The following is a 23,282-nucleotide window of genomic DNA, read 5'->3' on the forward strand; positions in this document are numbered from 1 at the left end:
CCAGAATAGCGGCACAATCCGTTATGATAACTCAGCAGAAGTGACAGAAGACCGCAATTTCGACGATATCGCCCACAAATTTGCAAAAAATATTTACGGCTCCGATAAAGGGGAGATCCGCCAAATCATTGTGTGGGAAGATTTTCTACAGATTCTAAGTGAATTAGATGCTGACCAGCAACCCCTAGAAGTGTTAGACGCTGGTGGTGGTTTGGCACAAATGTCGCAAAAGCTTGCTAAGCTCGGACATCGAATCGCTTTATGTGATCTATCTTCGGAAATGCTGCAGTTGGCTAAGCAGGATATTGAAAAAAACGGTTTGCTTGAGCAGTATCGCCTGATTCATTCGCCTGTCCAATCCATCGGTGAACATATGGATGGACGGGTCGATCTGGTTATGTTCCACGCTGTGATGGAGTGGCTGGTTGATCCTAAGGTCGCACTTGACACAGTTCTAGAACAAGTAAAACCGGGAGGCATCGCATCAGTCATGTTCTACAACCACCACGGTTTAGTCTATAAAAACGTGGTTTGTGGCAACATTCCTCATATATTAGACGGCATGCCTCACCGAAAAAGATTTAAACTACAGCCGCAAAAAGGCTTAAAACCTGAAGAAGTCTACCAGTGGATAGAAAATTCAGGTTTTAATATTTGTGGCAAATCTGGTATTCGCTCATTTAGTGATTACATAGGCAATATGGAATACATGGGTGATTACGAGTTTGAAGATGTGTTGGCGCTAGAAAAACAACTTTGTCGACAAGAGCCATACCTCTCATTAGGCCGCTACATTCATGTGTGGGCTAAAAAGAACGATAAACAGGAATAACAATGAGTGAGATGACTCTCAATGCTGCAGAGCAACCAATCGATGAGCTGGTTGGCTGGGTTAAGCAGCACGATTTCTCGTTGAACCTGACCACAGAGCGATTGGCATTTTTGATAGCCATTGCCGTACTGAGTAATGAAAGGTTCGATGAAGAACTGGGTGAAGGTGAACTGCATGATGCATTTGCCATCGTCACTCGACTATTTGATGAGACCGGCGAAGCCTCCGCTTTTCGTGCGAACAATGCGATCAACGAGATGGTTAAGCAGCGTCTTATGAGCCGTTTTGTCAGTGAGATTACTGACGGAGCGAGCATTTACCGCTTGTCGCCATTAGCGATAGGAATAACCGACTACTACGTGCGTCATCGTGAGTTCTCAAAACTGCGTCTATCTATCCAGCTATCCATGGTAGCGGATGAAATGGCGAAAGCGATTGAGGCAGCACAAAAAGGTGGCACACCGGGTCACTGGAAGAAAAACGTATACGGTGTTTTAAAATATTCTGTAGGCGAAATTTTCGATCAAATTGACCTCAACCAACGTGTTATGGATGAGCAGCAACAGTCAGTGAAACAACAGATTGCTGACCTGCTTAACAAAGACTGGCGCGAAGCGATCAACAACTGTGAAGCACTTCTGTCAGAAACATCAAGCACGTTGCGTGAACTTCAAGATACGCTGCAAGCCGCCAGTGATGAACTGCAAACTCAGATCCTCGATATTCAAGAAATTGTTTACGGTGACCCTGAGCTTGAGTTCATCGAAGAAGCCTTGTTTGGTCTGCAAATGAAGCTGGACCGAATCACAAGCTGGGGCCAGCAAGCGATCGACCTTTGGATTGGTTACGACCGACACGTACACAAGTTTATCCGTACTGCAATCGATATGGATAAGAACCGTGCGTTTAGCTCGCGTCTGCGTCAATCCGTCAAAGATTACTTCGATGCGCCTTGGTATCTGACTTATGCAGATGCGGAGAGGCTTTCTGACCTTCGTGATGAGGCCCTAGTACTGCGTGATGACGAGGTCACGGGTCAAGTTCCGATGGAAGTAGAATACGAAGAGTTTCAACAAGTCAATGATGAGCTGTCTGAGCGAATTGGTGACATGCTAAAAGCGCATAAAGATCAAGGCACACCAATCGATTTGAGTGTGGTACTGCGAGATTACCTTGCACAGCACCCTTACACTCATCATTTTGATTTAGCTCGCATTATCGTCGATCAAGCTGTACGTCTAGGGTATTCAGAATCGGATTACCAAGCGATTCAACCAGACTGGAAAGCAATCAACGAATTTGGGGCAAAGGTACAAGCGAATGTCATCGACCGATACTAATGAATACATGTCAGAGAATCTGGCAAAAGCAATTTCTAACCCTCTGTTCCCAGCGCTAGACAGCATGCTTCGAGCAGGGCGTCATATCTCAAGTGAAGATCTAGACAACCACGCGTTGCTGTCGGATTTCGAACTCGAGCTTTCTTCTTTCTACCAACGCTACAACACCGAATTAGTGAAAGCGCCAGAAGGTTTCTTCTATCTTCGTCCTCGTTCAACGTCTCTGATTGGCCGTAGTGTTCTTTCTGAACTGGATATGCTGGTGGGTAAGGTACTGTGTTTCCTTTATCTAAGCCCAGAGCGTCTTGCGCACGAAGGCATCTTCACTAACCAAGAGCTGTACGACGAACTGCTTGCTCTAGCAGATGAAAACAAGCTGATGAAGCTAGTGACGAACCGTGCGACTGGTTCTGACCTTGATAAAGAAAAGCTGTTTGAAAAAGTACGTACGTCACTTCGTCGTCTGCGCCGCCTAGGCATGATCATCAACATCGGTGAAACCGGTAAATTCAGCATCAGTGAAGCGGTATTCCGCTTTGGTGCCGATGTACGTATTGGCGATGACATACGTGAAGCGCAGCTTCGTCTAATCCGTGATGGTGAAGCAGTAGTGCACACCAAAGAGCCAAGCCAAGGCAGCTTATTGTCTGAAGAAGATCAAGACGACCAAGCCCAAGAAGAAACAACAGAAGAGGGTGAAGCATGAGCATGATTGAACGCGGTAAATACCAATCGCTGACCATGGTCAATTGGAACGGCTTCTTTGCCCGTACGTTTGACATCGATGGTCTGGTCACCACGCTATCAGGTGGTAACGGTGCAGGTAAATCAACTACAATGGCGGCGTTCATCACCGCATTGATTCCTGACCAAACGCTACTGCACTTCCGTAACACAACCGAAGCAGGCAGCAGCCAATCGTCTCGCGACAAAGGTTTGTACGGTAAGCTACAGCCGGGCGCATGTTATGCGGCGTTGGATGTGGTGAACTCACGTAACCAACGCCTATTGTTTGCAGTAAAACTGCAGCAAGTTGCGGGTCGTGATAAGAAAGTAGACATCAAACCGTTTGTTATCCAAGGTCTTCCAAGCCATGTGAAACCAACGGATATTTTGGTTGAAAGCGTATCTGCGACTCAAGCTCGTGTACGTCAAATCAACGAAGTAAAAGAATCGATCGCGGAATTTGAAGGCGTTCAGTTCAAAGCGTTCTCTTCTATCGTGGATTACCACGCACAAATGTTTGAATTCGGTGTGATTCCGAAGAAACTGCGTAACTCTGGTGACCGTTCTAAATTCTACCGCCTGATCGAAGCATCGCTTTACGGTGGTATCTCAAGTGCGATTACCCGTTCGCTACGTGACTACCTTCTGCCACAAAACGGCGGCGTGAAGAAAGCGTTCCAAGATATGGAATCGGCGCTGCGTGAAAACCGCATGACGCTAGAAGCGATCAAAACTACGCAAGCAGACCGTGACTTGTTCAAACACTTGATCACAGAGTCGACTAACTACGTGGCAGCGGACTATATGCGCCATGCTAACGAGCGTCGTAAAAAACTAGAACAGACATTGTCTTTGCGTTCAGAGTTATTTGGTTCTCGCGAGACCTTGATTGAGCAAAACAATCTGCTTAATCGCGTTCAAGAAGAGCTGGAACTGTTGATCGAGTCGGAATCGGCGCTAGAGCAAGATTACCAAGCGGCTTCGGATCACTTGCAACTGGTGCAAAACGCGCTGCGTCAGCAAGAGAAGATCGAACGCTACCAAGAAGATCTTGAAGAGCTGAGCGAGCGTCTTGAAGAACAAATGATGGTAGTGGAAGAAGCGCAAGAACGCGTGATGATGGTGGAAGAGCAAGCTACCGTTGCAGAAGAAGAGGTGGATAGCCTTAAGACGCAACTTGCTGATTACCAGCAAGCTCTTGACGTTCAGCAAACTCGCGCCCTTCAATATCAACAAGCAGTTCAAGCGCTGGAGAAAGCGAAGAAGCTACTTGGCGACGACAGCCTAACGGCGGAATCGGCTCAAGCGCTTGTCTCTGAGCTTAAGAGCAAAGAATCAGAAAACACCAATGCGTTGCTATCGGTTAAGCACAAACTGGACATGTCTTCTGCAGCGGCAGAGCAGTTTGAAACCGCGCTTAAACTGGTACAAAGCATCGTTGGTCAAGTTGAGCGCAAAGACGCGTCTGAACATGCGAAAACTGCAATTGCGAAAGCGCGTGAGTCACAACAAATTGCACAAAACGAACAGCAATGGCGAGCACAACACCGTGATCTCGAACGCAGCCTTAACCAGCAGCGTCAAGCACGTGAACTGGTTGCTGAGTACAAAAAGCAATATCACGTTGAACTAACCGATGAGATTACGTTTGAACAAGAACGTGAACGTCATGCGACGCAAATCGAATCACTAGAGATAGCTCAAGAAGAAGTTCGTGATCAGCGTGGTGAACAGCGCCGTCTAGAGCAAAACGCGGTGGCAGAAATCAGTAAGCTTGAAGCAATAGCACCAGCTTGGATTGCGGCGAACGATGCGCTAGAGAAACTGAGAGAGCAGAGCGGTGAAGAGCTTGAGGATCGCCATGCGGTAATGAACCACATGCAAGTTGTCCTTGAACAAGAAAGGGAGCTGTCTTTAGCTAAAGATAAGCTTGCTGAGCGCCGTAGCCAGCTAGACTCTGAGATTGAGCGTCTTGCTTCTCCTGGTGGTTCAAATGACCCTCGCCTGAAAGGTTTGGCAGATACGCTGGGCGGTGTATTGCTGTCTGAGATCTACGATGACATCACGATTGATGACGCGCCTTACTTCAGTGCGATGTACGGTCCGGCTCGTCACGCTATCGTTGTTTCTGACTTGTCAGGCATCGAAGAGAAACTGGTAGAGCTAGACGACTGTCCAGAAGACTTGTACATCATTGAAGGTGACATCGATGCCTTTGATGACAGCTCGTTCGATGCAGAAGAGTTAGAGGGCGCGGTTTGCGTTCGTATGAACGATCGCCAAATGCGTTACTCTCGCTTGCCTGAGATCCCATTGTTTGGCCGTGCGGCACGTGAGCAGCGTCTAGAGTTGCTGCGTAACGAACGAGAAGAAGTGGTAGAGAAACACGCAAAAGCGGCGTTTGATTCTCAGAAAATGCAGCGCTTGTACCAAGCGTTTAACCTATTTGTGTCTAACCACATTCAGGTTGCTTTTGACGCCGATCCAGAACAAGCACTGGCAACTATTCGTGATAAGCGTAACCAAATTGCTCGCGTGCTGGCGGATCTGGATGCGAAAGAGCAACAACAACGTTCTCAGCTTCAAACCAGCAAGCAAGCGTTGTCTTCTCTGGACAAGCTAGCGTCACACATGGTGCTTGTTGAAGATGAGTCATTGCAAGCGCGTTTTGATGAGCTAGAAGAGAAAATCGCTCAGCTTGCAGAGGCGAAGAACTTCTTAAGCAACCATGCAAAAGCCGTCGCGCAATTAGAGAATATTGCGTCTGCGCTTGATGCTGACCCAGAGCAATTCGATGCACTAGAAGCAGAATACAAAGCGGCAGACGAGCGGCTACAAGATCTTAAGAAGCAAATCTTTGCACTCTCGGATCTCGTTGAACGTCGTCACTACTTCGCTTACTCAGATTCAGTAGACCTACTGAACAAGAGTAGCGAACTGAGTGAGCAGCTAAAAGCTAAACTGGTTCAAGCTGAACAAATGCGTACACGCTCTCGTGAAGAGTTGAAACAGTCGCAAGGTCAAATGAACCAATACAACCAAGTATTGGCATCATTGAAGAGTTCACACCAAGCGAAACTGGAAACGGTTCAAGAGTTCAAACAAGAACTTCAAGAGTTTGGCGTGAACGCGGACGAAGGTGCAGAAGAACGTGCAATGCGTCGTCGTGACGAACTGCACGAGCGTCTACACACGTCTCGCAGTCGTAAGAGCGAATACGAGCGCACGATCACCTCTACTGAACTAGAGATGAAAGGCTTGGCGAAACGCCTGAAGAAAGTTCAGAAAGAATATGTTGAGTTGCGTACCTTCGTGGTTGCAGCGAAAGCTGGCTGGTGTTCAGTACTTCGTTTAGCGCGTGAGAACGATGTTGAGCGTCGTCTACACAAGCGTGAACTGGCTTACATGTCTGCGGATGAGCTGCGTTCTATGTCTGATAAATCATTGGGGGCGCTGCGTCTAGCGGTTGCGAACAATGACGACCTGCGTGATGCGCTGCGTCTATCAGAAGATAACGCACGTCCAGAGCGTAAAGTTCTGTTCTATATTGCTGTATACCAACATCTTCGCGAGCGCATTCGTCAGGATATCATCCGTACTGATGATCCAGTTGAAGCGATCGAAGAGATGGAAGTTGAGCTAGCGCGTCTAACGGAAGAGCTAACCCAACGTGAAAACCGCTTAGCGATCAGCTCTGAGTCAGTAGCGAGCATCATTAAGAAGACGATTCAGCGTGAGCAAAATCGTATTCGTATGCTGAACCAAGGCCTGTCGAATATTTCGTTCGGTCAGGTGAAGGGCGTACGTCTGAACGTGAAGATCCGCGAAAGTCACGAAGTGCTACTGAACGGTCTAGCGACACAGCAAGAGCAGCACAAAGACCTGTTTGAATCGACTCGCTTTACTTTCTCCGAAGCAATGGCGAAGCTGTTCCAACGTGTGAACCCACATATTGATATGGGTCAACGTTCTCCTCAGGTTCTGGGTGAAGAGCTACTGGATTACCGTAACTACCTAGAGCTAAGTGTAGAAGTGAACCGTGGTACAGATGGTTGGCTACAGGCTGAGTCTGGCGCACTATCAACAGGTGAAGCGATCGGTACTGGTCAGTCAATCCTTCTTATGGTTGTTCAAAGCTGGGAAGAAGAGTCTCGTCGTCTACGCAGCAAAGACATTGTGCCTTGTCGTCTGCTCTTCTTGGATGAAGCCGCGCGTCTGGATGCGAAATCGATCGCGACATTGTTCGAATTGTGTGACCGTCTGGATATGCAGCTTCTCATCGCGGCACCTGAAAACATCAGCCCAGAGAAAGGTACGACCTACAAACTGGTGCGTAAGGTGTTTAAAGACCACGAGCACGTACACGTAGTTGGTCTGCGTGGTTTTGGTCAAACGGATAAGCCTAAGACTGAAGCGCAAGAGATGATTGAAGAGTTTGAATCGTAAACTCCGAATCTAATAAAACGCCCGCAATGAACGCGGGCGTTTTTGTATCTATTTACGAGGTAGGCTTCGAACAACATAAGACAAGCCGAGACTGTAGGACGGCAGTCTCGGCTTATTAGCGGAACTTCACGAGGAAGCGACGTTTATTCCTCTGGAATATCGTCCCTGACTTCGATCATTTCAGCAAGCTCTTCGAGTGCTTGGACAGAAAGCTCAGACAAGCGTTGTAGGTGTTGGTCTAAGCTCTCTTGTTCTTCAAGCTCTGGTTCATCATTATTTGTTTCTTTTATTAGCATTTCCCAACCTCTCAAGTTGAGTAAGGGGAGCTCTCATCATACTCAAAAGGCAAAGTAGAAAAGAAACGATCTATGTTGATTTTGTTAGCTCGATCATTGATTCAACTTATATATGAGAAGGATGTGTTTAATAAGGAGAGTAAGTGCAAGGTTTTTGGATGCGGGAACAAAAACGCCAGTAATCATGACAATTACTGGCGAGTAATAACGAACATTATGTCGGAGGGTTAGAACAACGGCTTCACACCGAACTGCTCTGCCGCGTAAGCGACGCGTTCAATCGGTTTTGGATACTCAGCAGGTGTGCCAAGGCTCTCTATGTGTTTCAAACGAGGAAGTAAGCCTGCACCATTAGCGATTTGGATTGCCAGACCAGGGCGAGCGTTAAGCTCTAAAACCATAGGTCCTTCATCTTTATCCAGCACCATATCCGTACCCATGTATCCCAAACCTGTCATTTCCCAGGCACTTGACGCAAGCTCCAGCAAGCGCTCCCAATGCGGTACTTGAAGGGTCGAAAGGTCTTTACCTGTATCAGGGTGATGAGTCACTGGATGATCGAACTGCACCGCTCTGACGGCTTTACCTGTCGCGATGTCAATGCCTACTCCTACCGCACCTTGGTGAAGGTTTGCTTTGCCGTCGGAAGCCGCTGTAGAGCAGCGCATCATCGCCATAACTGGATAACCTTTAAATACGATGATCCGAACATCTGGTACGCCTTCATAACTGAAGCCATCAAAACAGTCATCAAACTTGATTAAGTTTTCAACCACAGCAACGTCATTTTTACCACCAAGAGAGAAAAGGCCAGCAAGCGCATTACTAATGTGACGCTCGACCTCATCCCTACCAATTGTAGAGCCGGAGGGTTTGGTATATACCCCGTTTTTATGAGACGTAACAACCAGAATGCCTTTACCGCCACTACCTTGTGCAGGTTTGATCACAAAACCAGGCCAGTTCTCAACCATTTTGTGGATAGTCTTAACTTCAGCTTGGTTATGAATGACACCGATCAGGGCAGGAACTGTTGCTCCTGCTGCCTGTGCAATAATTTTGGTCTTTAGCTTGTCATCGACAAGTGGGTATTTAGAACGATCATTGTAACGGCCAATATAGCTGTGGTTACGCTTGTTCATCCCCATAATGCCTTTATGGCGAAGCTTAGACGGCGAAGTAAAACTTTCGAACATCGTTTAGTCCTCCGCTAGTGGTTTGAAGCGTCGTAGCTCAGTGAGGCGGTAACCTGTGTAAGTACCTAGTAATAGAATACCGGCCAGAACAATCAACTGTAGACCAATGAAGTTAAAGGTTAAGTGTTGAATGTATGAGTTCGTCATTGCAAGGTAAACTAATACCGCTGTCAGCAATGAACCACCACCTTGCAGGGCAACTTCCTTCGCACCTTCTTCTTCCCATAGGATTGACATACGTTCAATCGTCCAAGACAAGATGATCATAGGGAAGAAGGTAATTGTTAGGCCTTCCGTTAAGCCCATCTTAAACGCAACAACGGTGAACACCGAGATGATCATAATAACGGTAATAATGACCGCAGATATCCTTGCTACCAGCAATAAGTTCAACCTAGACAAATAGCTTCGAATAATCAGGCCTGTACCTACAATTAGCAAGAAACCGACAATACCCGTTAATAGTTGAGTTTGAACAAAAGCAACGGCAATCAACACAGGCATGAAGGTACCGGATGTTTTCAGGCCGATAATCACACGCAAGAACACAACGATCAGAGCACCAATAGGGATGAGCATGATGGTTTTGAACATCGCTTGCTCTTCCAAAGGTAGGCTATGAATTGAAATATTCAGTAATCCATCTGCTTCTATTTTGTTGTTTGTAGCTTGTTGTGGTGTCATTTCTTGCTTAATCATCGAGAAATGCACTTGGCTATTTTTACCACCAACAAGGTCAAGTAAGGATACGTTTGATTCATCCCACACTAACAAGTTGGGTTTCACTGCTTTTTGTTCGGATTTTGGCGAAAACAGTACCCAATCTTTACCTGACCAAACCTGAACCATTGGTTGAATTGTTTGGCGTCGACGACCATCTTCTAGTTCGATAACACCGACGGTTTTGCTCTGTATACCTGCGGTAAGCAAAATATTATGCAGTGCATCAGTACGGCTGAAATCGTTCAGTAGTAGCGACGAGTTTTGGCTATCTGGGTCATTAAGCGCTTTGATAAGCTCACGAGTAAACGTCACATTATCGGCTGAGCGACTCATCGCACGTTCGATAAGGGCATTTGCCGCTGCTGCTTGTGGTGCTGATAGCGTTGGTGGCGTAATGTCTTCCGTTGGCGGTAAAGGAGTGACTTTAGCCTGAGGGTCTACTAAGAACTGGGCTTTGTAGTATATGGTTTGTGGCCCTTGAGCTTGGCGAATTGACCATTCTGCACGACGGCCTGAATCGTCATTGATGTAGGAAACGCCATAACCTGATGAGGAAGCAGATTCACCGATAAGTGTGTAACCACTTTGTGTATGAGGTGCTGCAAGTGACGCTTTTACTTCGTTGCCGTTAGCATTGAACTCAATACGAGCTTCTACATCCCATACCTGGCGAGTTTCGCCTGGCGTCCAAGGCACGCCGTAGTTTTCATGTCTGAAAACACTCAGAGCAATGCCCGCAATCACCAATAAGATGATAGAAAGGTAAAACGGTATTTTTGACGTCATAATCTACCTTATTATTTTTTATCTTCGTCCGTTTGGATATAGGTACGACTTACATCGACAAGTGCTATGTCGCGCATAAATTCTCTACCCAGTAAAATAGGATGGTTCATATGTGAGCGATCTGCCAACGTAAATTGCGCTTTTTCATGAATTTTTCCAACGCGCACCCAAAGTTCTACCACAGCGCGGCGTTCTAACTCTTCACTGGTAACCTGGCGGATTTTGACGTAGCGAATGACAGGAGCTTCGATCCAAGTACTTTTCTCTTCTTCGGATTTACTGGTGTCTGCTAAGTGGAATCGGACCCATTTTTTGCCATTTCTTTCGAACTCTTCAATATCAACGGCATTTAAAGACGACGTCGCGGCACCAGTGTCGATACGTGCATCAAAAGTTTGCTTAATCGACTCTACAGTGACCTTTTCGATAGAGCCAAGGACAATATCGTGAGTTGGGGTTGGTTCCACAGGAGCGGGAGATTGGACAATAATCGGCTCTTTCGGTTTTTTTACTTCTGCCATTGCTTCATCGCGAAATGTAAGAAGTTCAACCTGTAGTTTATCGACTTGTTCTTCAAGGCTGTCGATATAGTCCGATTGGTTGCTGAGCTGTAGCTCTAGGTTGGTAATGCGATTATTGACATTCGCTTCTGAATTTTGAATCGCCGCTAACGTTTCTTGGTGGTACTGTTCGCCTTTGGTTAGTGAGCATCCAGATAGTAAGGCGATGGCAACAATCGGGGTCAATCGTAATAACATTGAAAACCTTGGGATTGGATTAAGTTGTTTATTTTTTAGGAGTTTAGCTTATATCGATAAAGCCTCACAAGTAAGAATGTTTCTCTATTACTTATTGTTTGAGGAATAGTGATGAAAAGCCAAAAATCAAGGACATAAAAGCGCATCCTTATTTAGAGCGTGCTTATATTTTGACGTGAAAAATGGATTCAAAAAACAAACTCGCTCATTACGAGGAAAGAGGGTAATGTCTTAACTCGTAAAATGAGTTAAGACAATGTCAGGAATCTCAGCGAATTATGATTTGCGAGCGACAAGAACCGCTCGGCGAGGGGCAGGGTAGCCTTCTACAGTCTTGCTTGGGTCGTTCGGATCTAAGTAGTCAGGTAGAGAGTTATGCGTCATCCAATCTGTGGTACGTTGTTCATCTACGGATGTGATGTTTTCATCAACGATACGAACATCTTCAAAACCGACCAATTCTAACCACACTTTTAGGGCTTTTGCTGAAGGGAAGAAATAGACATTACGCATTTGCGCGTAACGAGAAGTCGGGACCAATACTGCATTCTCATCACCTTCAATCACGAGTGTTTCCAATACGAGTTCACCACCAGATACCAATTGATCTTTTAGTTGCACTAAATGATCGAGAGGCGAGCGGCGATGGTAAAGCACGCCCATGCTGAATACCGTATCGAACGCTTCTAACTTAGGTAGTTGTTCAATGCCCAATGGCAGTAGGTGTGCACGTTGGTCATCGCCCATTAGTTTACGAATTGCTTCGAACTGAATCAGGAACAGGTGAGATGGATCGATACCGACAGTTAAGCGTGCACCTTCGCCTAGCATGCGCCACATGTGGTAGCCGTTACCACAACCTACATCGAGTACGCTGCGATTCTTTAATGGTGAAATATGCGGAAGCACGCGGTCCCATTTCCAATCACTGCGCCACTCAGTATCAATATGGATGCCGTGTACGTGGTATGGGCCTTTGCGCCAAGGATGGAATGTACGAAGTAAGCTTTCTAGCTTTTTAAGTTCCCCTTGAGGCATCGGCTCATTGTTTGAAATCGTGACAGAATCAACAATGTCGATGTTGTCCGGTCTACCCGCTGGGATTTTGTTCAGGGCTTTCAACCAGCGACCAAAGTCACCGTGCTCTGCATTTTGCCAATCCGTTAGCTGTTGTGGAAGCACATTAAGCCAAGGTTGAAGACGGGTGTCTTGGGCAATCAATTGGTAGAAATTTGCAAAGTTAAACATAGTTAGTTAATCGCTGAGTTGATGGGTATAAATTATTAACAAAAGCCGAAATCGGTATGGTTCAGGCTTTGTATGCATGGTCTATTTAATCGCGAACATGGAGCCGAAGTTAAAGCATTGGAACCAAACATCGTAGCTAGAAAAGCCAATTTTAGCGAAACGCTCTTTATGTTCTTTCTTTGAATCTGGGCGCATTACGTTTTCTATCGCGCTGCGCTTTTGGCTGATTTCTAGTTCGCTATAACCATTCGCACGTTTAAAGTCGTGGTGAAGGTCAATTAACAGTTCGTTCGACACTTCATCTTCGAAGACGAACTTCTCCGATAGAATCAAAATGCCGCCTGGACGCAGGCCTGCGTAAATTTTCTCGAGCAAGGAGTAACGATCTTCTGGAGAGAGGAATTGCAAAGTGAAGTTCAACACCACCACTGACGCGTTTCCAATTTCGATATTGCGAATGTCTGCTTCTACTACATCCACAGGAGTGTCACTGCGGTAAGCGTTGACGTGAAGTTTACAACGCTCAACCATCGCAGGAGAGTTGTCCACTGCGATGATTTGGCAACCTTCTTGTTTGATATGGCGACGCATAGACAATGTTGCAGCACCCAAAGAACAGCCAAGGTCATAGATGTTTGAGTGAGGTTTTACAAAACGCTCTGCCAGCATACCGATTGCAGAAATGATATTGCTGTAACCCGGTACCGATCGTTGAATCATGTCAGGAAATACTTCCGCTACGCGTTCATCGAACGTGAAATCCCCAATTTTATCGATTGGAGCCGAAAAAATAGTATCTGGATTGCTCTTAGGGTTCATAACTAAGTCTCTGCATACAAGCCGCCTGAAAATGTCAGGCACCAAAAAAGGCGCGTATTTTATGGGAATTTCGCGCCTCTGTCATGTGTTGCGTTAGAACATCTGTAACTGCGAGTTGCCATCGTCAGCAGGGAAAGGCGCTAACTCAGGGATCGTGATACGCTTTTGTATGTCTTTATATAGGTTTGCGGCCAACTCTGGCGCAATTATATTGTCTGCAGTATGGATCATGACATATGGCTGCTTACCTTCGGCAATCCATTGTGGCAACTTGCTGAGCCATGGTTTAAAAAACTCGTAGTTTTGCTGTTCTTCTGGATGACCAATAAAGCGAATCAAAGGGTGTGAAGCGGTAGCAATGGCGTGAACAGGGACTCGTGGTTTTTTCATTTGTGCATCAATAATCGCCTCATTGTCGGGCTTAGCGGCAAAGACTGGGCGGCTATCCATAATAATGCGGTCAATATTATTCTCTACTAACCATTGGTTAAGTGCTCGCTCTTCTTCGCCTTTGGAGAAAAATGCCATATGGCGAACCTCAACACCGAGAGGGAAGCTAGGTGGAAAGCTCGCACAGAACTTTTTCAGTCGATCAAGGTGCTCAGGACCAAATGCGGCTGGTAATTGAATTGTCCATTGGCCCACACGGTCATGCAAAGGCTCCATGACCTTCATGAAGTCTCTCAGTTGTTCGCTGCAACCTCTTAGCATTTGCTCATGAGTGATGGCTTTAGGAAGTTTGAAAGTAAAGCGAAAATCATCGTGGGTTGCGGTTCTCCAGTTTTGCACTGTATTGAGCGTCGGTGTGGCATAAAATGTCGTGTTGCCTTCCACGGTATGAAACACTTGCGCATACCTTTCTAAACGTTCAGCGGGCTTTGTCCCGCTGCCGTAAAAACTTTGTTGCCATTGGTTGTGTGACCACATTGTCAATCCAAGTCGAAGAGGTAAGTTATCCATTATTCTTTACTGCTTGATACTCGTGTGAATACTTTACGAGAGTTTTGCTGAAATAGGTAATTTCACGCTATAATCCTCCCCAATTTTTTCGCTTTGGTGCGCTTTTGAACATTTGTTGTACTAAAAAGCACCAGTGAATGATAAAACACACGTAATTGTATGTTGAGTAGTCGATTTTCGTGGACATTCAGCGTATAACTGAATCTTTACTCTGCTTAGCAATGAGGCTGACAGAGCGTAGTTAACAACATTTGAGAGATTGGGAATTTCATTATGCGTACCCATTACTGTGGTCACCTGAACAAGTCCCTTGCAGGACAAACTGTAGAACTTTGCGGCTGGGTTAACCGTCGTCGTGATTTAGGCGGTCTTATTTTTATTGATATGCGAGATCGCGAAGGTATCGTTCAGGTAGTTGTTGATCCAGATATGGCGGATGCGTATGAAGTGGCGAACACACTTCGTAATGAATTCTGTATCAAACTAACGGGTGAAGTGCGCGTTCGCCCAGAGAGCCAAGCAAACAAAGACATGGCAACAGGTGAAGTCGAGATCCTTGCGAAAGGTCTTGAAATCATCAACCGTTCTGATGTTCTGCCTCTAGATTTCAACCAAAAGAACTCTGAAGAGCAACGCCTGAAGTACCGTTACCTAGATCTACGTCGTCCTGAAATGAGCGACCGCATCAAGCTACGCGCTAAAGCGTCTAGCTTTGTTCGTCGTTTCCTAGATGACAACGGCTTCCTAGACATCGAAACGCCAGTACTAACAAAAGCGACTCCAGAAGGCGCTCGTGACTACCTAGTACCTAGCCGTGTTCACAAAGGCAGCTTCTACGCGCTTCCTCAGTCTCCACAGCTATTCAAACAACTTCTAATGATGTCTGGTTTTGACCGTTACTACCAAATCGTTAAGTGTTTCCGTGATGAAGACTTGCGTGCTGACCGTCAACCAGAATTCACTCAGATCGATATCGAAACGTCATTCATGACGGCTGACCAAGTTCGTGCAACGACTGAGAAAATGGTTCGTGAAATGTGGCAAGAGCTACTAAACGTTGACCTAGGTGAATTCCCAGTAATGCCGTTCAGCGAAGCGATTCGTCGTTTCGGTTCGGACAAGCCAGACCTACGTAACCCACTGGAACTAGTAGACGTTGCTGACCTAGTGAAAGACGTTGAGTTCAAAGTATTCTCAGGTCCAGCAAACGACGAAAAAGGCCGCGTTGCCGTTATTCGCGTTCCAGGTGGCGCTTCTCTGACTCGTAAGCAAATTGATGGCTACGGTGAATTCGTTGGCATCTACGGTGCGAAAGGTCTAGCTTGGATGAAGGTTAATGACCGTGCAGCGGGCATGGAAGGTATCCAATCTCCAGTCGCTAAGTTCCTAAATGAAGACGTGATCAACGGCATTCTAGATCGTACTCAAGCGGAATCTGGTGACATTATCCTATTTGGCGCTGATAAAGCGGGCATCGTTGCAGAAGCAATGGGTGCGCTACGTTTGAAACTAGGTAAAGACCTAGAGCTAACGGATGAGTCTGCATGGGCTCCACTATGGGTTGTTGACTTTCCAATGTTCGAAGAAGATGACGAAGGCAACCTACACGCGATGCACCACCCATTCACATCGCCTCTAGGTGTGACTGCAGAAGAGCTAAAATCAAACCCTGCTGCGGCAAATTCTAACGCTTACGATATGGTTCTAAATGGCTACGAAGTGGGCGGCGGCTCTGTTCGTATCCACAACGCAGATATGCAAGAAGCCGTATTTGATATTCTAGGTATCACACCTGAAGAGCAACAGCTTAAGTTCGGCTTCCTGCTTGATGCGCTGAAATTCGGTACGCCTCCACATGCTGGTCTTGCATTTGGTCTAGACCGTCTAGTAATGCTGCTATGTGGCACAGAGAACATCCGTGATGTTATCGCGTTCCCTAAAACAACAGCAGCGGCGTGTCTACTAACAGACGCACCAAGTATTGCGAACCCAGCAGCGCTAGAAGAGCTAGCAATCGCAGTGACTGCAGCGAAAGAAAAAGACGTAGAATAAGCGCACAACATTTGAAGAAAACTCCCGCAACTGCGGGAGTTTTTGTTTAAATAAACCCAAGAAACTTCCAAAGCAATTTCCCAAGCAACGCTTTTAGAACATGTTTTGTTATTAAGCGTCAAAATACATTAAAAGGTGAATTATGGCTGGTCATAGTAAATGGGCGAATATTCGTCACCGTAAAGCAGCGCAAGATGCGAAGCGCGGCAAAATCTTTACTAAATTAATCCGTGAAATCGTTGTTGCGGCAAAAGAGGGGGGCGGTGAGCCAGAAAATAACCCACGTTTGCGAGCCGCAATTGATAAAGCACTGTCTAACAACATGACACGTGACACTGTCAATCGCGCTGTCAGCCGAGGTGCTGGTGGTGAAGGCGACGACAACATGGAAACCGTGATCTATGAAGGTTATGGTCCAGGTGGTACGGCGGTCATGGTCGAATGTATGACGGATAACCGAAATCGTACGGTATCTGGCGTACGCCATGCATTCTCAAAGTCAGGCGGTAATCTGGGGACGGATGGTAGCGTCAACTATCTTTTCGACAAGAAAGGCGTGATTTCATATGGCCCAGGTTTAGATGAGGATGCGGTAATGGAAGTAGCATTAGAAAGTGGTGCTGATGACATTGAAACGGCAGAAGATGGCTCGATTGATGTCTACACGGCCCCAGGCGATTTTGGACTCGTAAAAGATGCTCTTGATGCCGCAGGGTTTGAGGCAGAGAACGCTGAGGTGTCGCTGATCCCATCTACGAAAGCAGATTTGGACGCGGATACTGCGCCAAAACTACTTCGTTTGATTGACGCTTTGGAAGATCTGGACGACGTTCAAGAGGTTTATCACAATGGTGATATCTCTGACGACGTTGCGGCTACGCTAGATTAAACTCAAGGTGTCGGGAGCGGTATTTGCTCCGAAGTTAGCAAGTAATAATAAAAAGACTGAGGCCGAATTAGGCCTCATTTTTAGGAACATTCATGTCAATTATTTTGGGCATTGACCCAGGTTCGCGCATTACCGGCTATGGGGTCATTCGTCAAAATGGACGCCACTTGCAATACCTTGGTAGTGGCTGCATTCGTACTTCAGAAAAAGAACTTCCGGGTCGGCTTAAACAGATTTATGCAGGCGTCACGGAAATCATTACCCAGTTTCAACCGGACGTTTTCGCGATCGAGCAAGTGTTTATGGCCAAAAACGCGGATTCAGCGCTAAAACTTGGCCAAGCTCGTGGCAGTGCAATTGTTGCTGCGGTGAATGCGGAGTTGCCGGTATTTGAATATGCGGCTCGTCTTATTAAGCAAGCTGTCGTCGGCACTGGTGGCGCGGACAAAGCGCAAGTTCAGCATATGGTTCAGCAGATGCTTAAATTGCCCGCCAAGCCTCAAGCGGATGCAGCCGATGCTTTAGGTGTGGCGATTTGTCATGCCAATACTAACAAGACTCTCGTTGCGTTAGCGGGCAAAGCAACCAGTGCCAGAAAAGGGCGCTACCGTTAAAATTAACTGGATGTCTATCCAGTTCTTTATTATCCTGTCGCAAATTCATTTCCAAAGAGTATTTATAGTGATTGGACGTCTTCGTGGCATACTGATTGAAAAGCAACCACCTGAAGTATTAATTGAAGTTAATGGCATTGGCTATGAAGTCCAGATGCCAATGAGCTGTTTTTACGAACTGCCAAATGTTGGCGAAGAAGCCATTATTTATACTCACTTTGTTGTCCGTGAAGATGCGCAATTGCTATACGGTTTCAACACGGTAAAAGAACGAGCACTTTTCCGTGAAGTGATCAAAGCCAATGGCGTTGGTCCTAAACTCGGTCTTGGTATTCTCTCTGGTATGACAGCAACGCAATTCGTTACTTGTGTGGAACATGAAGACGTTTCTACGCTGGTTAAGCTTCCAGGCGTTGGCAAGAAAACCGCAGAGCGATTGGTTGTTGAAATGAAAGACCGCTTGAAAGGGTGGGGCGCTGGCGATCTATTTACACCATTTACGGATGCTGCTCCTGCGGATTCTGGTGCGACATCCAACAACGCGGAAGAAGAAGCAATCAGTGCGCTTCTAGCTCTAGGTTACAAGCCGACTCAAGCGTCGAAAGTGGTATCTCAGATCGCTAAACCGGACATGAGCAGTGAGCAAATGATCCGTGAAGCTCTAAAATCAATGGTGTAACGCTGGTTGCACAGTGAACATTTGTTCAAGATAACTCATTCTCTAAGGTTAATGCCAATCGCTTAACGATGTTTTTTTGTGTCATTCCAGCGAGCCTGGCGAGACTGGGAATCTAATAGCAGCACGCTGAGCGGTTAATGAAACAATTTGACCATAAATCGCTCGGATAGAAGATCCTGTATCACGCTCCTTCGTCGCTGTACAGGATGACGAGATATAGAAATATGCCACTTGCTGTTAAACGAGCGGCATTATTCTCTCAGGTAACCATTTTTCAAGGTAAAAAGATGATTGAAGCCGATCGTTTAATCGCGCCAGAAAACCCTGCCTTTCGTGATGAAGATGTCATTGATCGTGCTATTCGGCCAAAAAAATTAGCGGATTACCAAGGTCAGGACCATGTCCGTGACCAAATGGAGATCTTCATTAAAGCTGCTCAGTTACGTAGCGAAGCACTTGATCACCTTTTGATTTTTGGTCCCCCAGGTTTGGGTAAAACCACACTTGCGAATATCGTTGCCAATGAAATGGAAGTGAACATTCGCACTACTTCAGGCCCTGTACTTGAGAAAGCAGGCGATTTGGCCGCGCTGTTAACCAACCTTGAAGAAAACGATGTGTTGTTCATCGATGAGATTCACCGCTTGAGTCCGATGGTTGAAGAGGTGCTATATCCGGCGATGGAAGATTATCAACTGGATATTATGATCGGTGAAGGTCCGGCCGCTCGTTCTATTAAGATCGATTTACCACCGTTTACGTTAATTGGTGCGACGACCCGAGCGGGCTCTTTAACGTCACCATTGCGCGACCGCTTTGGTATTACTCAGCGCCTTGAGTTTTATAAGATAAAAGACCTCCAAGATATCGTGCAGCGAAGCGCGGATTGTTTAGGTTTATCAATGGAACCTGAAGGTGCATTGGAAGTGGCAAGACGTGCGCGTGGCACACCACGTATTGCTAACCGTTTGCTACGCCGTGTTCGTGATTATGCGGAAGTAAAAGGCAATGGTCACATTTGTGCCGATGTTGCCGATAAGGCGTTGAATATGCTTGATGTGGACGCCGAAGGCTTCGATTACATGGACCGTAAGCTACTACTCGCGATTATGGAAAAATTTGGTGGTGGTCCGGTCGGGCTCGACAACATGGCAGCGGCGATAGGTGAAGAAAAGGACACTATTGAAGACGTTCTTGAGCCTTATCTTATTCAGCAAGGTTATTTACAACGCACTCCGCGTGGAAGAATCGCGACAGATCGTGCGTATTTGCATTTCGGAATTGAAAAATAAGATTCCCTCGCTGGGCCTTTGTTGCCCAGCGCTTCATTAAAGTTGACCAAACTCACATTTTTTGAATTTTTTCTCATACTGGTTTAGTAAGTAAAAAGCATTGATTGTTAACTCGATGTTTGCTTGCAACTGGTTAATTTCTCTCCTGATTACTCTCTCTTAACATCCGTATCCAATACTGGTTGATCTAGATCAATGTGATGGATTTTTGTGCAAATTCCGCGCATAAACATTGATGTATATCAAAGCGCGTTACGGCTATAAACCTTTTGAAACAATCTGTTTTTACAAGTAATATTAGCCCTAGCTATATTAGCTGATGCTTAACAATTAACTAACCAATGAAGCACATTTTTGCAACAATGAGTTGTGATAATTCAACATTTTTCAAGTGTAAATAACACCTGAATATGGATTGCAATATGTAGAGAGTGTCATTCAGCCGACACATAGGAGTTACCATGATTGACGTAGTTGATCTATCGCGGTTGCAGTTTGCACTGACAGCGATGTATCACTTCCTATTCGTACCATTGACCCTTGGTATGGCCTTCCTTCTGGCCATTATGGAATCGATGTACGTAATGACGAACAAGCAAATCTATAAGGACATGACCAAGTTCTGGGGTAAGCTATTCGGTATTAACTTTGCACTTGGTGTGGCGACAGGCCTTACCATGGAGTTCCAGTTTGGTACGAACTGGTCTTACTACTCCCACTATGTAGGTGATATCTTCGGTGCACCGCTAGCGATCGAAGCACTTGTCGCATTCTTCCTGGAGTCAACTTTTGTTGGTCTATTCTTCTTCGGGTGGGATCGTCTATCTAAACGCCAACACTTAGCGGTTACCTGGCTTGTGGCACTAGGCTCTAACTTCTCTGCTCTTTGGATTCTTATCGCAAACGGCTGGATGCAAAACCCAGTAGGCGCAGATTTCAACTTCGAAACCATGCGAATGGAAATGGTGAGCTTCTCTGAGGTTGTACTAAACCCAGTTGCTCAGGTTAAGTTCGTGCATACGGTTGCTTCTGGTTACACTTGTGGCGCAATGTTTATTCTAGGCATCAGTTCATACTACCTATTAAAAGGTCGTGACATTGCGTTTGCTCGTCGTTCGTTTGCTATTGCTGCTTCTTTCGGTATTGCAGCTATCTTATCTACCATCGTTCTTGGTGACGAATCTGGCTACGAGCTTGGTGAAGTTCAAAAAGTGAAACTCGCTGCAATTGAAGCAGAGTGGCACACTGAACCTGCACCTGCCGCATTTACGTTATTTGGTGTTCCTAACCAGGAAACGATGCATACCGATTACGCAATTAAGATCCCTTACGTAATGGGTATTATCGCGACACGCTCTTTTGATGAGCAAGTAACAGGTCTTCGTGATTTACGTGATGAACACGTCGATCGTATTCGTGACGGCATGTACGCTTATGAACTTCTAGAGAAGCTTCGTGCGGGCGACAAGTCAGAAGAAAACATGACTGCGTTTGATGAAGTGAAAGGTGACCTAGGTTACGGCCTACTTCTAAAACGCTACACAGACAATGTTGTTGATGCAACAGAAGAGCAAATCCAAGCTGCTGCGGACGACTCAATCCCAACAGTATGGCCGCTATTCTGGTCATTCCGTATCATGGTTGCTTGTGGCTTCATCATGTTGTTTGTCTTTGGTGCGGCGTTTATCCAAACGTGTCGTCAGAAGATTGAACAGAAACAATGGATTCTAAAAGCTGCACTATTTAGCATTCCACTACCTTGGATTGCAATTGAAGCGGGTTGGTTCGTCGCTGAGTACGGCCGTCAGCCTTGGGCTGTAGGTGAAATTCTACCAGTGCATGTTGCAGCTTCTGCGCTAACTGCAGGTGAAATCTGGACTTCACTCTTCGCAATTCTGGCGCTATACACGGTATTCCTGATTGCAGAAGTTTACCTAATGTTGAAATTCGCTCGTAAAGGCCCAAGTAGCCTGAAAACGGGTCGCTACCACTTCGAGCAAAATGCTGACTCTGTTGAAGACAAAGTTAGTCGCCAAGTAGAAGCGTAAGGTAAGGAGATAACAAGATGTTTGATTACGAAATCTTGCGACTCATCTGGTGGGTACTAATCGGTGTTCTACTAGTTGGTTTTGCAGTAACAGACGGCTTCGATATGGGTGTAGGCGCGCTTGTACCTATCATCGGTAAAAACGACACGCAACGCCGTGTCATGATTAACTCAATTGCTCCTCACTGGGATGGTAACCAAGTTTGGCTTATCACTGCTGGTGGTGCACTGTTCGCAGCTTGGCCTTTGGTTTACGCAACGTCATTTTCAGGCTTCTACTTAGCGATGATTTTGACACTAGCAGCGCTATGGCTTCGTCCTCTTGGCCTAGACTACCGCTCTAAAATCGAAGATCCAAAATGGCGCAATAGCTGGGATATCTGTATCTCAATCAGTGGTTTTGTTCCGCCAATCATCTTTGGTGTAGCGTTTGGCAACCTTCTACAAGGTGTACCATTCCAATTGAGTGAGTTCTTGATGCCAACATACCATGGCTCATTCTTTGGTCTACTAAACCCATTTGCACTGTTGTGTGGTCTAGTAAGCTTGTTCATGATTTTGATGCAAGGTTCTACTTGGCTACAAATGAAAACAACAGGCGAAGTGCATGTGCGTGCGCGCAACGTTGCTCAGTTGGCTGGTTTACTGACGGTTGCTTCGTTTGTAGCGGCTGGTTTCTGGATCCAAAATATCGATGGCTACGTCATTGTTGGCGGTATCGACACTAACGCAGCTTCTAACCCTCTAAACAAAGAGGTTATCCGTGAAGCTGGTGCGTGGATGAAGAATTTTGAAAACTACCCATTACTATGGGCTGCTCCTGTACTAGGTGTTGCAATGCCGCTTCTCGCTGTATTGGCATCTCGTCTTGAAAAATGTGCGATTTCGTTCATTACTTCAAGCTTGGGTGTTGCTGGTGTTATCTTTACTGCAGGTTTTGCGATGTTCCCATTCATCATGCCTTCAGACTTAATGCCAAGCCACAGCTTAACAATGTGGGATGCAACGTCATCTGAGCTGACTCTGAACCTAATGACAGGCGTTGCGTTTGTTATGGTGCCAATCATCCTTGGCTACACATCTTGGACTTACTACAAGATGTTTGGTCGCCTTGATGACCAGTACATTGAAGACAACAAAAACTCACTTTACTAAGGAGCATTTACTATGTGGTATTTCGCATGGATTCTAGGTGTACTACTTGCTTGTGCATTCGGTATCATCAACGCTCTTTGGCTAGAGCACTCAGAAATGATGGATAAAGACAGTGAGTAACCTCGCTGATAAGGTAGCGAAACTTCACGCACCAATGGATAAGACTCTGCTACGAGTCTTATCTCTCATCCTTGGCTTTATGCACGTAGGATTGGTGATGTGGGACCCTGAAGCTTACCATCAAGCAATTGGTGGTTTTAACTCAATCATCGCACCAGCACTGATTTGGTCTGTATGTTCAAGCATGGTGTATGGGGTGGGCTTCAAGCCAAGAAACTGGTACTGGCAAGTTTTGTTTAGTCCTTATTTCTCGTTAGCTATCTTAATTTATCTAACGGCACTTTATTTCATTTAGGCTGAAATA

The 23,282-nt window shown here is 46.0% G+C and carries 20 protein-coding genes; 13 read left to right on the forward strand and 7 right to left on the reverse strand.

Going from position 1 to position 23,282, the window contains the following annotated elements; genetic code table 11:
• Positions 1–40 precede the first annotated feature (40 nt).
• Genes cmoM through mukB form a run of 4 tightly spaced genes read left to right on the forward strand, consistent with a single transcriptional unit; the run spans position 41 to position 7,344 of the window.
• Entirely contained in the window at positions 41–832 is a 792-nt protein-coding gene (cmoM, locus tag R7H07_RS14945; protein WP_206959246.1) for a tRNA uridine 5-oxyacetic acid(34) methyltransferase CmoM, read from the forward strand.
• A gap of 2 nt (positions 833–834) precedes the next feature.
• A complete protein-coding gene (gene mukF, locus R7H07_RS14950) occupies positions 835–2,172 on the forward strand; it encodes a chromosome partition protein MukF (RefSeq protein WP_017634722.1) in 1,338 nt (445 codons plus the stop codon).
• Positions 2,153–2,878, forward strand: coding sequence for a chromosome partition protein MukE (mukE, locus tag R7H07_RS14955; RefSeq protein WP_192947903.1), 726 nt, complete (start codon positions 2,153–2,155; stop codon positions 2,876–2,878). The genes mukF and mukE overlap by 20 nt, the downstream gene beginning before the upstream one ends.
• 2 nt (positions 2,879–2,880) lie before the next feature.
• The gene (gene mukB, locus R7H07_RS14960; protein WP_206959248.1) at positions 2,881–7,344 is read left to right on the forward strand and encodes a chromosome partition protein MukB; all 4,464 of its coding nucleotides are present in this window, start codon (positions 2,881–2,883) and stop codon (positions 7,342–7,344) included.
• Between the two features lie 143 nt (positions 7,345–7,487).
• On the opposite strand, the gene R7H07_RS14965 is transcribed toward mukB, so the two are convergent.
• The 7 genes from R7H07_RS14965 to R7H07_RS14995 all read right to left on the reverse strand — a co-directional run bounded on the left by R7H07_RS14965 (position 7,488) and on the right by R7H07_RS14995 (position 14,130).
• Positions 7,488–7,640: a hypothetical protein gene (locus tag R7H07_RS14965; protein ID WP_005378381.1), complete on the reverse strand. Its 153-nt coding sequence runs from the start codon at positions 7,638–7,640 to the stop codon at positions 7,488–7,490.
• Positions 7,641–7,867: 227 nt separating this feature from the next.
• Positions 7,868–8,836, reverse strand: coding sequence for an alpha-L-glutamate ligase-like protein (locus R7H07_RS14970; protein WP_005378387.1), 969 nt, complete (start codon positions 8,834–8,836; stop codon positions 7,868–7,870).
• A gap of 3 nt (positions 8,837–8,839) precedes the next feature.
• The gene (locus R7H07_RS14975) at positions 8,840–10,345 is read right to left on the reverse strand and encodes an inactive transglutaminase family protein (protein ID WP_005378389.1); all 1,506 of its coding nucleotides are present in this window, start codon (positions 10,343–10,345) and stop codon (positions 8,840–8,842) included.
• A gap of 11 nt (positions 10,346–10,356) precedes the next feature.
• Positions 10,357–11,103 (reverse strand): ATP-dependent zinc protease, encoded by a 747-nt coding sequence (locus R7H07_RS14980; protein WP_005378391.1) that lies wholly within the window; start codon positions 11,101–11,103, stop codon positions 10,357–10,359.
• 276 nt (positions 11,104–11,379) lie between these two features.
• A complete protein-coding gene (gene cmoB, locus R7H07_RS14985; RefSeq protein WP_005387902.1) occupies positions 11,380–12,351 on the reverse strand; it encodes a tRNA 5-methoxyuridine(34)/uridine 5-oxyacetic acid(34) synthase CmoB in 972 nt (323 codons plus the stop codon).
• An 81-nt stretch (positions 12,352–12,432) separates the two neighbouring features.
• Positions 12,433–13,170 carry a carboxy-S-adenosyl-L-methionine synthase CmoA gene (gene cmoA, locus R7H07_RS14990; RefSeq protein ID WP_154204714.1) on the reverse strand — a complete coding sequence of 246 codons (738 nt, stop codon included), beginning with the start codon at positions 13,168–13,170 and terminating at the stop codon, positions 12,433–12,435.
• Positions 13,171–13,263: 93 nt separating this feature from the next.
• Positions 13,264–14,130, reverse strand: a complete 867-nt coding sequence (locus R7H07_RS14995) for a DUF72 domain-containing protein (protein WP_206959087.1) — start codon at positions 14,128–14,130, stop codon at positions 13,264–13,266.
• A gap of 273 nt (positions 14,131–14,403) precedes the next feature.
• On the opposite strand from R7H07_RS14995, the gene aspS reads away from it, so the two are divergent.
• From aspS to ybgE, 9 genes are all read left to right on the forward strand, one after another.
• Positions 14,404–16,182: an aspartate--tRNA ligase gene (gene aspS, locus R7H07_RS15000; protein ID WP_154204712.1), complete on the forward strand. Its 1,779-nt coding sequence runs from the start codon at positions 14,404–14,406 to the stop codon at positions 16,180–16,182.
• A 142-nt stretch (positions 16,183–16,324) separates the two neighbouring features.
• Positions 16,325–17,071: a YebC/PmpR family DNA-binding transcriptional regulator gene (locus tag R7H07_RS15005; protein ID WP_005378402.1), complete on the forward strand. Its 747-nt coding sequence runs from the start codon at positions 16,325–16,327 to the stop codon at positions 17,069–17,071.
• Positions 17,072–17,163: 92 nt separating this feature from the next.
• On the forward strand, positions 17,164–17,685 hold the full coding sequence (gene ruvC, locus R7H07_RS15010; RefSeq protein WP_005387909.1) for a crossover junction endodeoxyribonuclease RuvC: 522 nt from the start codon (positions 17,164–17,166) through the stop codon (positions 17,683–17,685).
• 67 nt (positions 17,686–17,752) lie between these two features.
• A complete protein-coding gene (gene ruvA / locus R7H07_RS15015) occupies positions 17,753–18,364 on the forward strand; it encodes a Holliday junction branch migration protein RuvA (protein WP_005378313.1) in 612 nt (203 codons plus the stop codon).
• 287 nt (positions 18,365–18,651) lie between these two features.
• A complete protein-coding gene (ruvB, locus tag R7H07_RS15020; protein WP_005378312.1) occupies positions 18,652–19,656 on the forward strand; it encodes a Holliday junction branch migration DNA helicase RuvB in 1,005 nt (334 codons plus the stop codon).
• Between the two features lie 461 nt (positions 19,657–20,117).
• Positions 20,118–21,704: a cytochrome ubiquinol oxidase subunit I gene (gene cydA, locus R7H07_RS15025; protein WP_005378311.1), complete on the forward strand. Its 1,587-nt coding sequence runs from the start codon at positions 20,118–20,120 to the stop codon at positions 21,702–21,704.
• Positions 21,705–21,721: 17 nt separating this feature from the next.
• Positions 21,722–22,858, forward strand: a complete 1,137-nt coding sequence (cydB, locus tag R7H07_RS15030; RefSeq protein WP_053307471.1) for a cytochrome d ubiquinol oxidase subunit II — start codon at positions 21,722–21,724, stop codon at positions 22,856–22,858.
• A 12-nt stretch (positions 22,859–22,870) separates the two neighbouring features.
• Entirely contained in the window at positions 22,871–22,978 is a 108-nt protein-coding gene (gene cydX, locus R7H07_RS15035) for a cytochrome bd-I oxidase subunit CydX (protein WP_000270284.1), read from the forward strand.
• Complete coding sequence (ybgE, locus tag R7H07_RS15040) at positions 22,971–23,273, forward strand: cyd operon protein YbgE (protein ID WP_005378304.1); 303 nt, start codon at positions 22,971–22,973, stop codon at positions 23,271–23,273. Before cydX ends, ybgE begins: the two co-directional genes overlap by 8 nt.
• The last annotated feature ends 9 nt before the right edge of the window (positions 23,274–23,282 follow it).

Source organism: Vibrio sp. Vb1127 (assembly GCF_033338735.1).
Lineage (GTDB): Bacteria > Pseudomonadota > Gammaproteobacteria > Enterobacterales > Vibrionaceae > Vibrio > Vibrio alginolyticus.

Excerpts from the sequence above, each read along its gene's own strand:
- R7H07_RS14980 (WP_005378391.1), bottom strand. The coding sequence starts at position 11,103 with ATGTTATTACGATTGACCCCGATTGTTGCCATCGCCTTACTATCTGGA.
- cydB (WP_053307471.1), top strand. The coding sequence starts at position 21,722 with ATGTTTGATTACGAAATCTTGCGACTCATCTGGTGGGTACTAATCGGT.
- mukB (WP_206959248.1), top strand. The coding sequence starts at position 2,881 with ATGATTGAACGCGGTAAATACCAATCGCTGACCATGGTCAATTGGAAC.
- cydA (WP_005378311.1), top strand. The coding sequence starts at position 20,118 with ATGATTGACGTAGTTGATCTATCGCGGTTGCAGTTTGCACTGACAGCG.
- aspS (WP_154204712.1), top strand. The coding sequence starts at position 14,404 with ATGCGTACCCATTACTGTGGTCACCTGAACAAGTCCCTTGCAGGACAA.
- cydX (WP_000270284.1), top strand. The coding sequence starts at position 22,871 with ATGTGGTATTTCGCATGGATTCTAGGTGTACTACTTGCTTGTGCATTC.
- ruvC (WP_005387909.1), top strand. The coding sequence starts at position 17,164 with ATGTCAATTATTTTGGGCATTGACCCAGGTTCGCGCATTACCGGCTAT.
- ruvB (WP_005378312.1), top strand. The coding sequence starts at position 18,652 with ATGATTGAAGCCGATCGTTTAATCGCGCCAGAAAACCCTGCCTTTCGT.
- mukE (WP_192947903.1), top strand. The coding sequence starts at position 2,153 with ATGTCATCGACCGATACTAATGAATACATGTCAGAGAATCTGGCAAAA.
- R7H07_RS14995 (WP_206959087.1), bottom strand. The coding sequence starts at position 14,130 with ATGGATAACTTACCTCTTCGACTTGGATTGACAATGTGGTCACACAAC.
- mukF (WP_017634722.1), top strand. The coding sequence starts at position 835 with ATGAGTGAGATGACTCTCAATGCTGCAGAGCAACCAATCGATGAGCTG.
- R7H07_RS14975 (WP_005378389.1), bottom strand. The coding sequence starts at position 10,345 with ATGACGTCAAAAATACCGTTTTACCTTTCTATCATCTTATTGGTGATT.
- R7H07_RS14970 (WP_005378387.1), bottom strand. The coding sequence starts at position 8,836 with ATGTTCGAAAGTTTTACTTCGCCGTCTAAGCTTCGCCATAAAGGCATT.
- cmoB (WP_005387902.1), bottom strand. The coding sequence starts at position 12,351 with ATGTTTAACTTTGCAAATTTCTACCAATTGATTGCCCAAGACACCCGT.
- cmoA (WP_154204714.1), bottom strand. The coding sequence starts at position 13,170 with ATGAACCCTAAGAGCAATCCAGATACTATTTTTTCGGCTCCAATCGAT.
- R7H07_RS14965 (WP_005378381.1), bottom strand. The coding sequence starts at position 7,640 with ATGCTAATAAAAGAAACAAATAATGATGAACCAGAGCTTGAAGAACAA.
- R7H07_RS15005 (WP_005378402.1), top strand. The coding sequence starts at position 16,325 with ATGGCTGGTCATAGTAAATGGGCGAATATTCGTCACCGTAAAGCAGCG.